This window comes from Protofrankia sp. Cr1 (genome assembly GCF_963555865.1).
Classification (GTDB): domain Bacteria; phylum Actinomycetota; class Actinomycetes; order Frankiales; family Frankiaceae; genus Protofrankia.
The window spans coordinates 1-12,529 of the sequence record NZ_CAUVXO010000118.1 but is presented as its reverse complement, the minus strand read 5'-3'; the positions used below and the strand labels follow the sequence as shown (position 1 = coordinate 12,529).

Sequence of the window (12,529 nt, the reverse complement as noted above, 5' to 3'; positions counted from 1 at the left end):
GGGTCAAAATGGGGAGATGCACGCATCGTAGGCATCCGGTCCGCGTAGGCCGTGTCCGGTTTCGCTGTTCAGATGCAACGATGGAGCCATGCCACGGAGGTCAACCATGTCACCTGGGTCCCGTTCGCCACGATCGGTACCGCCCGGGTCGAGGAACGCAGCGGCCGGGGATCCACGGATTCCCAACGAGCTCGCCAGTCTCCGCTTTGCCGGCGCGGTCCCGCTCGACCCCAAACCCGCGCCGACGCGATCCCCGGCGAGTGCCGCGGGCGCCGGCTCCGGCCCGGCGCGCAACGGGTCCGCGGGGCAACCCGTCGTTCTGGACGTCACCGAGGAGACGTTCGAGGCCGAGGTCCTGCAACGGTCCCTGCAGGTCCCGGTCGTGGTCGATTTCTGGGCAGAGTGGTGCGGCCCGTGCAAGCAGCTCAGCCCCATCCTTGAGCGCCTCGCCGAGGCCGACGCCGGGCGCTGGGTGCTCGCGAAGATCGATGTGGACGCGAACCCGCAGCTCGCCCAGGCAGCCGGCGTCCAGGGCATCCCCGCGGTCAAGGCGGTCGTCGGGGGTCGGATCATCGGCGAGTTCACCGGGGCGGTTCCCGAAGCCGAGGTCCGCAGCTGGCTCGACCAGCTGTTGGCACTTGTCGACGAGGCGGCCGCGGGCTTGGCGGGCGCGCCGGCTGACGCCGCGGCGGAGGAGGACCACAGCGCCGCCGAGGAGGCGCTCGCCAAGGGCGACCTCGACACCGCGGCGCAGGCCTACCGCCGCCGGCTGGCGCAGGCCCCCGATGACGTGGACGCCACGCTCGGGCTAGCCCGGGTCGAACTCTTCCAGCGGGTGGCCACGATCGACGTGGCCGCGTTGCGCAGCCGGCTGTCGGCCGATCCCGATGACGTCGAGGCGGCCATCATGCTGGCCGATGTCCTGGTCGCGAAGGGTGAGATCGAAACGGGCCTGACCCGGCTCGTCGGCGTGGTCCGGCGGACCGCAGGCGACGAGCGGGAACGTGTGCGGGCCCATCTGGTCAGTCTGTTCGAGGCGCTCGGTGATTCCGAGCCGGCGGTCGTACCCGCGCGTCGAGCGCTGTCAGCCGCCCTCTTCTAGAGGGCCAAAGGGCGCGCGACGATTGTCAGATCGCGCGCCCGGAGGCCGCAGGTTCTGGCACTGGCCGGCTGTCGGTGGCCCGGCTGTCGGTGGCTGGCATCCCGCCGGTTGTGTGGTGCGCTGCCGGCCTGGTGCGCTGCCGGCCACGCCCCGCCCCCCGCCCGACTCGTGATGCGGCGGGGCGTGGCGGCTGCCCTGAGGATCAGGGCCGGTCGTCGTGCTCGTAGGCCAGCCAGAGGGTTGCCAGCGCGGGCACGGTCAGCGTCACGGATGCGGGTTGGCCGTGGTGGGTGGTATCGACGGCGATCACCGCGCCCAGGTTCCCCAGACCGCTGCCCGCATAGTCGGTGGCGTCGGTGTTGAGAACCTCGCGCCAGCGGCCGCTGAACGGTAGGCCGAGTCGGTAGTCACGGTGCGCGACGCCCGCGAAGTTGGTGACGCAGGCCAGCACCGTACCGGTCGGCCGGCGCTGGGATGTCGCGTCGCGGTCGGCCCACCGCAGGAAGGAGAACACGTTGTCCTCGGCGTCGTTGGCGTCGATCCAGGAGAAGCCGTCGGGAGAGGTGTCCTGTTCCCACAGGGCGGGCGTGGCCCGGTAGGTCCGGTTCAGATCCCGCACCAGCGTGGACACCCCGCGGTGGGGTGGATCGTCGAGGTGCCACCAGTCCAGTGACCGGGCTTCGGACCACTCGGCGTCCTGGCCGAACTCGCCGCCCATGAACAGCACCTGCTTGCCCGGGTGCGCCCACATGTATCCGTAGAGTGCGCGCAGGTTGGCCAGTTGCTGCCAGCGGTCACCGGGCATCTTGCCGACCAGGGAACCCTTCCCGTGCACCACCTCGTCATGGCTGAGCGGAAGGATGAAGTTCTCCGAGTAGGCATACATCATGGAGAACGTGAGCTGATGGTGGTGATATGCGCGAAATACCGGCGCCCGCGAGAGATAGTCCAGCGTGTCGTGCATCCAACCCATGTTCCACTTGAAGCCGAAACCCAGGCCGCCGAGATGGGTCGGCCGGGTGACGCCGGGCCATGCCGTCGACTCTTCGGCAATCATGAGTACGCCCGGTACGCGTCGGTAGACCGTCGCGGTGGTCTCCTGCAGGAATGACACGGCTTCCAGGTTTTCCCGGCCACCGTGGATGTTGGGTACCCAGCCACCGTCGGGTCTGGAGTAGTCGAGGTAGAGCATGGACGCGACGGCGTCGACCCGCAGCCCGTCTATGTGGAACTCCTCGAACCAGTACACCGCGTTCGCGACCAGGAAGTTGCGTACCTCGGGCCGGCCGAAGTCGAAGACGTAGGTTCCCCAGTCGGGCTGTTCACCGCGCCGCGGATCAGGATGCTCATACAGCGGCGTGCCGTCGAATCGGCCCAGGGCCCAGATGTCGCGGGGAAAGTGCGCGGGTACCCAGTCGACGATGACGCCGATGCCGGCCTGGTGAAGCTGGTCGACGAGATGGCGAAAGTCATCGGGGTCACCGAACCGTGACGTAGGGGCGTAGTAGGCCGACACCTGGTAGCCCCAGGAGCCGCCGAAGGGATGTTCGGCGACCGGCATCAGCTCGACGTGGGTGAACCCCAGCTCACGCACGTGGTCCACAAGCTCGGTGGCGAGCTCCCGGTAGGACAGCCCCCGGCGCCAGGAGCCCAGATGCACCTCGTAGACCGACATCGGCGCGGCATGCCACGGGGTGTTGCCGCGGCGCTCGAGCCATTCCTGGTCGCCCCAGGTGTATTCCGACTCGAAGACGACGCTCGCCGTGGCCGGCGGGATCTCGGTGTGCAGCGCGAGCGGATCGGCCTTCTGTCGCCAGACGCCGTCGAAACCGAGGATCTCGTACTTGTAGCGGCAGCCGCTGCCGATGTCGGGTACGAACAGCTCCCACACGCCCGCGGCACCCAGCGAGCGCATCGGGTAGGCCCGGCCGTCCCAGAAGTCGAAGTCGCCCACCACCCGGACGCCGCGCGCGTTCGGCGCCCACACGGCGAAACCGACACCACTGATGTCGCCGGCCGTGCTCGGGTAGCGTCGCACCCGCGCGCCGAGCGCCCGCCAGAGTTGCTCGTGGCGGCCTTCACCGATGAGATGGCGGTCCATCTCCCCGAGGGTCGGCAGGAACCGGTAGGGATCGTCGACGACGTGCGTCGCGTCGCAGTACCTGACCTCGAGCCGGTAGTCCGGGACCGTACTGGTGGGCAGTGCCACAGCGAACACCCCGCCGCTGTGTAGCCGGGTGCATTCGTGGCGTTCACCACCGGTGAGGACGACGACTCCCACCGCGTCCGGTCGCAGCGCCCGCACGATCGTGTGATCACCGTGGGGATGGGCGCCGAGCACGCTGTGTGGATCGTGATGCGCGCCGCTCACGAGCCGTTCAAGATCGGCATCCTCAACGAGCAGGGACGCGGGTGGGCGCTTCTCCTGGTCGGCGCTCGCGCCATGCTCGGCTACCGCGACGCGCCGCGAGCCGGTGCCGGTGGAGTTGCTGTCAGAAAGATCGTGCGGATGATCCCGGCCGGGGCCGCCCACCGCGTCGTCAGATATGATCATGGACAACACGCCATCCTTAGTAAAAAACGATCATCCGCTCGTGGACGTCAGTCGTTCGACCGAACCGAGCGGGATCGGCAGCCACGACGGTCGGTGCCGCGCCTCGTAGACGACTTCGTACACGGCCTTGTCGAGCTCGAAAGCCCGCAGCAGAACCGTGTCCTCGCGTGGGTCATACCCGCCGACGCCGGCGTACCCGGCGCAGAAGGCGTCGCGGTTGCGCGTCGCCCATTCCTGCGCGCGGTAGCTCAGCGCCGACTCGCCCTCCCGTTCCAACAACATCGACTGGGCCGCGTAGTCGAACGACCGGAGCATGCCGGCGACGTCACGATGGATGGACTGTAGCGCCGTCCGGTCGGCAACCGGACGCGCTGGTTCCCCCTCGAAGTCGAACAGCACCCACCCCGAGTCGACCCGTAGGACCTGACCAAGATGGTAGTCCCCGTGAATGCGTTGCAGCGTGACCGGATGCCGGCGATGGGCGAGTTCGTCGAACGACTCGCGCAGCCCCGCCTCGAAGGATCGCAGTTCCGGCACGGCCTCGATCGCGGCGTCCAGCCGGCGGTGCATCTGCACCGCTTCCGCTCGCAGGCTCCCGGCGTCACCGACCGCGGTGGGCAGCACGTCCGCGAGCAGGTCGTGCACCTGCGCGGTGGCGGCGCCGAGGCGCTCGGACTCGGCCGCGAAGTCCCCGCCGACCTCGTCGGCATGCAGGTCCACCTCGGCGTAGAGATCGCGGACGCTGGTGAGGGCGAGCCGCCAGCCCTCGGTGCCGCTGCGCATGAACTCCTGCATGAACGCGAAGGTGGTGGTGACTCCGTCGAGGATGCCGTCCAGCCAGGAGACCGGGCGGGCCACATGGACGCTGCCGGCATCGGCGAGCGCACGGGTGATCTCCAGATCCGGGTTGCCGCCGACCCACAGCCGCCGGAAGACCTTCAGGATATAGGCGTCGCCGTAGACGATCGAGGTGTTGGACTGCTCGGCCCCGACCGCGTGGGCGGGCAACGTTTCCAGCTCCTCCAGCGTGTGCGGCACCAGACCGTCGTGGGCCTTGTCGCCCTGAATGAACGCCAGCAGGGCGGCGCTGCCGTCCGGGTCGTGCAGGCCGTCGTACACCAGACCGTCCGCGGCCTTTCCGAGCAGGAAGCTCTCGTGCCCGTAGGGCGCGTCCGGCCGGGTGACCAGCGGCACCTGGTAGTGATCGATCGGTCCGCGATCGGCGTAGCGGACCTCCACGACCAGGTGCCGGAGACGGTCGGACAGGTGCACGTCCCCGATGATGCGCAGGCCGCCCCAGGGCCGTCCCTTGCCCGCGAACCAGCGTTGCCGCGGCAGCCAGGAGGTCAGGAGGTCGACCAGGTCAGAATCATCGCCCACCGTCATCGCCCTCCCGCGCGTCGTCACCCGATTTATCGATCGTAGGCATTGGTTCGTCAGGGGGTGAATTCCCCCGGTCGGGTGAGCGCGAACCAGTAATGTCCGTGACCGGGCAAGGTCAGTAGGTAGGGCAGTTCACCGATCGGCGGGAAGTGCACGCCGCCCAGCAACTCGACCGGAACCAGGCCGACGAACCGCCGCAGATCAAGTTCGACCGGCTGTGCGAAACGCGATAGGTTGGCCACGCACAGTACCCGATCATCGCCGAATTCTCGCACAAAGGCGAAGACGGACGGATTGGACGCGGGCAGCTCCTCGTATGTGCCGAGGCCGAAGACGGGATGCCTCTTCCGCACCTCGATCATCCGGCGTGTCCAGGAGAGGAAGGACGTCGGCATCCGTTGCTCGGCCTCGACGTTGAGCGCCTGATAGCCGTATACCGGGTCCATGATCGGCGGCAGGTACAGCCGGGCCGGATCGCCGGTCGAAAAGCCGGCATTGCGGTCCGGTGACCACTGCATCGGAGTTCGGACGCCGTCCCGGTCGCCCAGGTAGATGTTGTCGCCCATCCCGATCTCGTCGCCGTAGTAGATGACCGGCGAGCCGGGCAGCGACAGCAGCAGCGCGGTGAACAGCTCCATCTGGTCACGGCTGTTGTCCAGCAGCGGCGCCAGCCGGCGGCGTATCCCGATGTTCGCCTTCATACGCGGGTCCTTCGCGTACTCGGTGTACATGTAGTCGCGCTCCTCGTCGGTGACCATTTCCAGGGTCAACTCGTCGTGGTTGCGCAGGAATATTCCCCACTGGCAGTTCGGCGGAATCTCCGGGGTCTGCGCCAGGATCTCCGAAATGGGATAACGGGATTCTCGGCGGACCGCCATGAAGATACGCGGCATCAATGGGAAGTGGAATGCCATGTGACACTCGTCGTCGTTGCCGAAGTACTCGACCACGTCCGAGGGCCACTGGTTCGCCTCGGCAAGAAGGACCCGATCGGCGTACTTCGCGTCCACCTCCTTGCGGATCCGTCGCAGATACTCATGGGTATCGGGCAGGTTCTCGCCGTTGGTCCCCTCCCGCACATAGAGGTAGGGGACCGCGTCCAGGCGGAAGCCGTCGATCCCGAGGTCGAGCCAGAATCGCAGGACCTCGAGCATCGCCTCCTGGACGTCGGGGTTGTCGTAGTTGAGATCAGGCTGGTGGGCGAAGAAACGGTGCCAGTAGTACTGCCCACGCACCGGGTCCCACGTCCAGTTCGACTTTTCCGTGTCGACGAAGATTATCCGTGCGTCCGGGAACTTGTCGTCCGTGTCCGACCACACGTAGAAGTTGCCGAAGGGGCCGTCCGGGTCGGTGCGGGACGCCTGGAACCAGGGGTGCTGGTCGGACGTGTGGTTCATGACCAGGTCCGCGATGATCCGGATGCCGCGCCGGTGAGCCTCGTCCACCAGAGTGACGAAGTCCCCGAGGTCGCCGAACTCCGGCAGGATGCGGAAGTAGTCGGCGATGTCGTAGCCGCCGTCCCGCAACGGTGAGTCGTAGATCGGCAGCAGCCACACGCAGTCGACTCCGAGCCAGCTCAGGTAGTCGAGCTTGCCGGTGACTCCTCGGAGGTCGCCGGTACCGTCGCCGTTGGAATCGGCGAAACCACGGATGAGGACCTCGTAGAACACCGCTCGCTTGAACCACAGGGGGTCACGCGAGGGCTCCTCGGAGTCGGTGTCGGAAGCCGCGCGGTCAGCGGTCACGCTGTCGGCGCGGGAGTCCTCGGCGCTCATCCTCTGCGCCGGATGGTGAAGACATGGGCCGGTTCCGTCGCCGGATCCAGTCGGACGTAGTTCTCGTGCCCCCACCTGTAGTTCGCCCCGCTGATCTCGTCGTGGATATCGAATGTGTCCCACCACTGCAGGCCGAGGGCGGGCATGTCGAGACGAACCGTCGTCTCCTGGATGTTGTGGGAGTCAAGATTGACGACGATCAGAACACGGTCGTCGTCGGGTGCCTGTCCGACTCGCTTGGAGAAGGCCATGATTGCGTCGCCGTCCGCGTGGTGAAAGCGGAGATTGCGTAGCCAGTGCATGGCTGGATGATCTTTTCGTATTCGGTTGAGCGTGGCCAGATAGGGCGCCAGTGAACGTCCCGCGGCTTCGGCACCGGCCCAGTCCCGGGGGCGGAACTGGTATTTCTCGGAGTCGAGGTACTCCTCGCTCCCGACCCGGACGGGAACGTTTTCGAACAGGTCGTACCCCGCGTAGACCCCCCAGGTCGGGGACATCATCGACGCCAGCACCGCACGAATCTTGAATGCGGCGTCGCTGCCGTCCTGGAGATATCCCGGCAGGATGTCGGGAGTGTTGACGAAGAAGTTCGGACGCATGTAGTGCGCGGTCTCCAGCAGTTCCCGCCCGTATGTCTCCAACTCCGCCTTCGTGTTGCGCCAGGTGAAGTAGGTGTAGGACTGGGTGAAGCCCACCTTGGCCAGCGCCTGCATCATGTGTGGCCGGGTGAACGCTTCGGACAGGAACAGCACGTCCGGTTCGGTCGACTTCACTTCGGCGATGAGCCACTCCCAGAACTGGACCGGCTTGGTGTGGGGGTTGTCGACCCGGAATATCCGTACGCCGTGCGAGGTCCAGTACCTGACCACGCGGAGCACTTCATGATAAAGACCGACCGGGTCGGTGTCGAAGTTCAGCGGGTAGATGTCCTGGTATTTCTTGGGCGGGTTCTCGGCGTAGGCGATGGACCCGTCGCTCTTCACCGTGAACCACTCCGGGTGCAGCTTTGCCCACGGGTGGTCCGGGGCGCACTGCAGGGCGAGGTCGAGAGCGATCTCCATACCGAGCGCCCGGGTCTGGGCGACGAACTCGTCGAAGTCCTCGATCGTGCCCAGGCCCGGGTGGACGGCGTCGTGGCCGCCGGCCTCACTGCCGATCGCCCATGGCGAACCGGGGTCGTCGGGGCCGGGGATCAGAGTGTTGTTCGGACCCTTGCGGTTGATCTCCCCGATCGGATGGATCGGCGGCAGGTAGACCACGTCGAAACCCATCGCGGCGACGGCGGGCAACCGCTGCGCCGCGGTCGCGAAGGTTCCCGAGCGGGGCGGATCCAGACCCGCCCCTTCGGATCGCGGAAAGAACTCATACCAGCTCCCGAACAGCGCGCGGCGACGGTCGACCCAGATCCGGTAGAACGGCGAACGGGTGATGAGCTCCCGCAGCGGGAACCGGTTGAGCAGGGCGACCACCGCCGGGTCGCGTGCCGCGGCTATCCGGCCGTGTGGGTCTGTGAGGGTGTCATCGCGTAACGCGTCGACGGCCCGCTGGATGTCGGCACGGCGGCTTTCCGGGACCCCCGGTAGCGCGCGGAGCAACAGCCGGGCCCCGTCTTCGAAGTCGACCGCCAGTTCGTCCAGGCTCTGGCCGGCCGCTGTTTTGATCTCAACGGCGTGCAGCCAGGTTGCCACCGGGTCGGCCCATGCCTCGATGCGAAAGCCCCACAGGCCCTCCGAATCGGTGCGTACCTCGGCCTGGTACCGGTCGGTCCCCACGTCGACCGGCTGCATCCGGGTGAACGGCGTGCCGCGGCCATCCGGACCTGACAGCGCCACATTGGCACCGATCAGATCATGGCCATCCCGAAACACCGTCGCGGTGACGGTGAGGATCTCACCCTCTACCGCCCGCGACGGCCACTGTCCACATGATACGGCGGGGCTGATGTCAGAGATGACAACCCGGCCTATTGAGCGTCCGATCATCGCCGCGACCTTATCGAGGGGAACCACTCCTTGATAATCCGCCTCTGCTGTACCAGTCGGAGGCGCCCCAACGTGAACAGCGTGGGACCACCGGGTGGGGTTGTGTTGGTGATACGGAGGCGGTCCGCCGGGCGGGGAGGATGTCGGCATCGGATCGAAGTCTCCACGTTGATGCGCGTTCCGGGTAGGTCAGTTGCCATGGGTGGACCGGCCCACCGTCGGTATCGGCTGGGGGATACCCATGCCGGCCACGCTCACGCGTGGGTGGGCCGTTGCTGCCCCGGGAAGTGCGGCCTGCGGGCGCGCGATCTGACGATCGTCGCGCGCCCTTTGGCCCGTTGCTGCCCCGGGACGTGCGGCCTGCGGGCGCGCGATCTGACGATCGTCGCGCGCCCTTTGGCCCGTTGCTGCCCCGGGGAACCCCCGCGTTGCCCCGTTCGTCCCGCAGGAGGCAGACCCCGGTGACCCCATGTCGCCGTGGGTATGCATGATCGAGTCCAGTAGGCTGCGTCGCGCTCGGTGCGGGGGGCGGCCAGGGCCCCGAAACACCCGGGATACAAGACCAGCCCCGATCGCAAGGACAGCAGGAGGAGCAGTGGGAGTCAGCCTCAGCAAGGGCGGAAACGTTTCGCTGACCAAGGAGGCGCCGGGCCTCGCCAACATCGTCGTCGGCCTCGGGTGGGATGCGCGGAGCACCACCGGTGCAGATTTCGATCTTGATGCGAGTGCGATCGCGTGCAGGGCCGACGGCAGGGTGCTCTCCGACGGCCATTTCGTCTTCTTCAACAACCTCAAGAGCCCGGACAGCGCCATCGAGCACCAGGGCGACAACCTGACCGGTGAGGGAGAAGGCGACGACGAAGCGATAAACGTGAATCTCGTCAGCTTGCCAGCAGAGATCGACAAGGTCGTGTTCCCGGTTTCGATCTACGATGCGGAGTCACGCCAGCAGAACTTCGGCCAGGTACGCAACGCGTTCATCAGGATCGTGAACGGTGCGGGGGGCGCCGAGATCGCACGTTACGATCTCACCGAGGACGCCTCCACCGAGACTGCCATGGTCTTCGGTGAAGTTTACCGGCACGGTTCGGAGTGGAAGTTTCGGGCGGTCGGCCAGGGTTACGCCACCGGTCTTGCCGGCATCGCCCGGGACTACGGCGTCAACGTCTGATCGGCATCTCCCCCACGCCCGTTGCCGGTGTGGCGCACGTCCGCAACGATCCGGGTGCGACGGCGGTGCTGGTTTGGCCGGTTACGATGCCCGGGACCCGGCGCTCGGCCGGCCGGGTAGGTCAACGTGCGGGCGACCATGGCGCAGGGTAGACGGCGCACGGTAGAGGGCGAGGCGGCAGGGTAGAGGGCGAGGCGGGATGGCGAAGGTATCCCGCCCGGCGCCCGTCACGGGGGACCCGTCAGAACATCTCGTGATCGGACGGGTCCCCCGGGACCCCGGTGGCCGCGTCATCGCCGGCCCCGACGATTCCCGGTGGACCGCTACGTAGACCTGCGGTTGACGTGCTGCCTCGATGCTCCGGACCGGGGTCGGGGCGCGGTGGTGCTCCCGGCGCCGCGCCAGACCCGGTCCGGGGGAGGTACCTGTTTCTCGTGCAAGTCTTGCGCATTTTTGGTTGGTCACTGGCCGTCACCGTCGTAGGTATCGCAGTGGCGGGAGTGATCGGGGGTCCTCAGACCGCCGCTCTCGTCGCCATCCTCGCGGTCCTTGAGATAAGCCTGTCGTTCGACAATGCGGTGATCAACGCGACCATCCTGGGTCGGATGAACGAGTTCTGGCAGAAGATCTTCTTGACCGTGGGCGTCCTGATCGCGGTCTTCGGGATGCGGCTGTTGTTCCCGATCGTCATCGTCGCCGTCACCGCCCATCTGGGGCCGCTGGAGGTCTTCGACCTTGCGCTGAACAACCCGGACGAGTATGCGGCGCGGCTGGCCGACGCCCATCCCTCGATCGCAGCCTTCGGTGGGATCTTCCTCTTCATGATTTTTCTGGACTTCATGTTCGATCCCGAGCGCGACATCCAGTGGCTGCGCTGGCTCGAGGAACCGCTGCGCAAGGCCGGCCGTCTCGACGTGCTGTCCGTCGTGGTCGGGCTGGTCGCGCTGCTGGTCGTGGCGGAGGCGTTCTCCGATGACCACACCCAGCAGGTGCTGAGCGCCGGTGTCGCAGGTCTTGCGACCTACCTGGGTGTGCGTGGTCTCGGGGAGTTCTTCGAGGCGCGCGGCGTCGGTGCGGACACCGAGGAGGACGGCGCGGAATCCGACGGGGTCGGAGCCGGGGCCGGGTCAACCGGCGGTGCGAACGCGGTGGTGCTGGCCGCCGGGAAAGCCGCGTTCTTCCTCTTCCTCTATCTGGAGGTGCTCGACGCCTCGTTCTCCTTCGACGGCGTGGTGGGCGCATTCGCGATCACTCAGAAGATCTTCGTTATCGCGGCTGGCCTTGGTATCGGCGCGATGTACATTCGGTCGCTCACCGTATATCTGGTTCGCCGGGGAACCCTGCAGGAGTATGTGTACCTGGAGCATGGTGCCCACTACGCCATCGGCGCCCTGGCGGTGATTCTTGCCATCAGCATCGAGACCGAAGTTCCCGAGATCATTACCGGTCTTGTCGGTGTCGGGTTCATCGCCGTCGCGTTGGTGACCTCCATCCGCAACCGCGACCGGCAGCGGGCTGCCGGTGCAGGGGGGCAGGACGGCGATCCCGACGCTCGGTCCGGCGAGGTGGTGGCGGCCCGTTCCTAGCCTGTTCCCGCGACGCCACGCCTCTGTTGCCGGGCGCTCTAAGCTCATATCACGACCACCGCAAGGGAGCGGATCATGCCTATTGACTACACCAAGCGGTCCGGCGGCCAGGATTCCAACCCGGCGCCGGTGTCACTGAGCAAGGTCACTTTGACCAAGAATGCACCTTCGGTGTCTCTGAGCAAGCAGGGCGGCGGCGGTCGGCTACACGTCAACCTCAACTGGACGGCCCAGAGCGCCCCGGGCTCGGCCGGCGGCCCGGGCGGATTCCTCAAGCGTGTTCTCGGCGGTGCCTCCGACGGGGTCGACCTCGACCTGGCGTGCCTCTACGAGCTCACCGACGGCCGCAAGGGTGTCGTCCAGGCGCTGGGTAACACCTTCGGGTCTCTTGAGGCGCCGCCGTACGTCCAGCTCGATGCCGACGACCGGACAGGCGCGTCCGTCGGCGGGGAGAACCTGTTCGTCAACCTCGCCCATGTCCGGGAGATCCGCCGGTTGCTGATTTTTGCTTTCATCTATGCCGGCGCCCCCAACTTCGACCAGGCGAACGCCGTGGTGACGTTGACGCCGGCGCGCGGCGCGCCGATCGAGGTACGGCTGGACGAGAGTGCCGGCAACGCCCGGATGTGCGCTATCGCCCAGTTGACCAACTCCAGGGGTGACGACCTCGTGGTGAACAGGGAGGTCCGCTATGTCACTGGCCATCAGGATCTTGATCGAACCTATGGATGGGGTCTGAACTGGACGCCGGGACGCAAGTAGGCGGCGGAACAGAACCATGAATCGCCCTGTGTCGCCACCTTTCGGGGATGACGGTCGTTATTCGATGTTCCGGCCGCGCCAGGAGCCGGTGCCCGACGCGCCGCGCTGGTACCCGCCGGATCCGCCGCCGGCAGACCGCGGTCGGCCGCCGACCGCCGGGACCGCCGGCATGGACGGGACCGCCGGCATGGACGGGACCGCCGGCATGGACGGG

Annotated in this window: 8 protein-coding genes and 1 pseudogene; 5 read left to right on the top strand and 4 right to left on the bottom strand. The window is 67.1% G+C overall.

Annotation, left to right across the window (positions count from 1 at the left end; all coding sequences use genetic code 11):
• Positions 1 to 106: 106 nt before the first annotated feature.
• On the top strand, positions 107 to 1,102 hold the full coding sequence (locus U9980_RS12025; protein ID WP_322767981.1) for a tetratricopeptide repeat protein: 996 nt from the start codon (positions 107 to 109) through the stop codon (positions 1,100 to 1,102).
• A gap of 202 nt (positions 1,103 to 1,304) precedes the next feature.
• Here the strand turns inward: U9980_RS12025 and glgB are convergent, their stop codons facing one another.
• The 4 genes from glgB to U9980_RS12005 are packed head-to-tail and all read right to left on the bottom strand — an operon-like array spanning position 1,305 to position 8,796.
• Positions 1,305 to 3,656 carry a 1,4-alpha-glucan branching protein GlgB gene (gene glgB / locus U9980_RS12020; RefSeq protein ID WP_322767980.1) on the bottom strand — a complete coding sequence of 784 codons (2,352 nt, stop codon included), beginning with the start codon at positions 3,654 to 3,656 and terminating at the stop codon, positions 1,305 to 1,307.
• A 30-nt stretch (positions 3,657 to 3,686) separates the two neighbouring features.
• A complete protein-coding gene (locus U9980_RS12015; protein ID WP_416210244.1) occupies positions 3,687 to 5,042 on the bottom strand; it encodes a maltokinase N-terminal cap-like domain-containing protein in 1,356 nt (451 codons plus the stop codon).
• Positions 5,043 to 5,092: 50 nt separating this feature from the next.
• A complete protein-coding gene (gene treS / locus U9980_RS12010; protein ID WP_322767978.1) occupies positions 5,093 to 6,814 on the bottom strand; it encodes a maltose alpha-D-glucosyltransferase in 1,722 nt (573 codons plus the stop codon).
• Complete coding sequence (locus tag U9980_RS12005) at positions 6,811 to 8,796, bottom strand: alpha-1,4-glucan--maltose-1-phosphate maltosyltransferase (protein ID WP_322767977.1); 1,986 nt, start codon at positions 8,794 to 8,796, stop codon at positions 6,811 to 6,813. The genes treS and U9980_RS12005 overlap by 4 nt, the downstream gene beginning before the upstream one ends.
• A gap of 595 nt (positions 8,797 to 9,391) precedes the next feature.
• Here U9980_RS12005 and U9980_RS12000 point away from each other — a divergent pair.
• The 4 genes and pseudogenes from U9980_RS12000 to U9980_RS11985 form a co-directional block, all read left to right on the top strand.
• Entirely contained in the window at positions 9,392 to 9,967 is a 576-nt protein-coding gene (locus tag U9980_RS12000; RefSeq protein ID WP_322748853.1) for a TerD family protein, read from the top strand.
• A gap of 434 nt (positions 9,968 to 10,401) precedes the next feature.
• Positions 10,402 to 11,553 carry a DUF475 domain-containing protein gene (locus U9980_RS11995; RefSeq protein ID WP_322767976.1) on the top strand — a complete coding sequence of 384 codons (1,152 nt, stop codon included), beginning with the start codon at positions 10,402 to 10,404 and terminating at the stop codon, positions 11,551 to 11,553.
• Between the two features lie 75 nt (positions 11,554 to 11,628).
• Entirely contained in the window at positions 11,629 to 12,315 is a 687-nt protein-coding gene (locus U9980_RS11990) for a Tellurium resistance (RefSeq protein WP_322767975.1), read from the top strand.
• Between the two features lie 16 nt (positions 12,316 to 12,331).
• Positions 12,332 to 12,529 (top strand): annotated as a pseudogene (locus U9980_RS11985) (hypothetical protein); the annotation flags it as partial.

Excerpts from the sequence above, each read along its gene's own strand:
- U9980_RS12025 (WP_322767981.1), top strand. The coding sequence starts at position 107 with ATGTCACCTGGGTCCCGTTCGCCACGATCGGTACCGCCCGGGTCGAGG.
- glgB (WP_322767980.1), bottom strand. The coding sequence starts at position 3,656 with ATGATCATATCTGACGACGCGGTGGGCGGCCCCGGCCGGGATCATCCG.
- U9980_RS12015 (WP_416210244.1), bottom strand. The coding sequence starts at position 5,042 with ATGACGGTGGGCGATGATTCTGACCTGGTCGACCTCCTGACCTCCTGG.
- treS (WP_322767978.1), bottom strand. The coding sequence starts at position 6,814 with ATGAGCGCCGAGGACTCCCGCGCCGACAGCGTGACCGCTGACCGCGCG.
- U9980_RS12005 (WP_322767977.1), bottom strand. The coding sequence starts at position 8,796 with ATGATCGGACGCTCAATAGGCCGGGTTGTCATCTCTGACATCAGCCCC.
- U9980_RS11990 (WP_322767975.1), top strand. The coding sequence starts at position 11,629 with ATGCCTATTGACTACACCAAGCGGTCCGGCGGCCAGGATTCCAACCCG.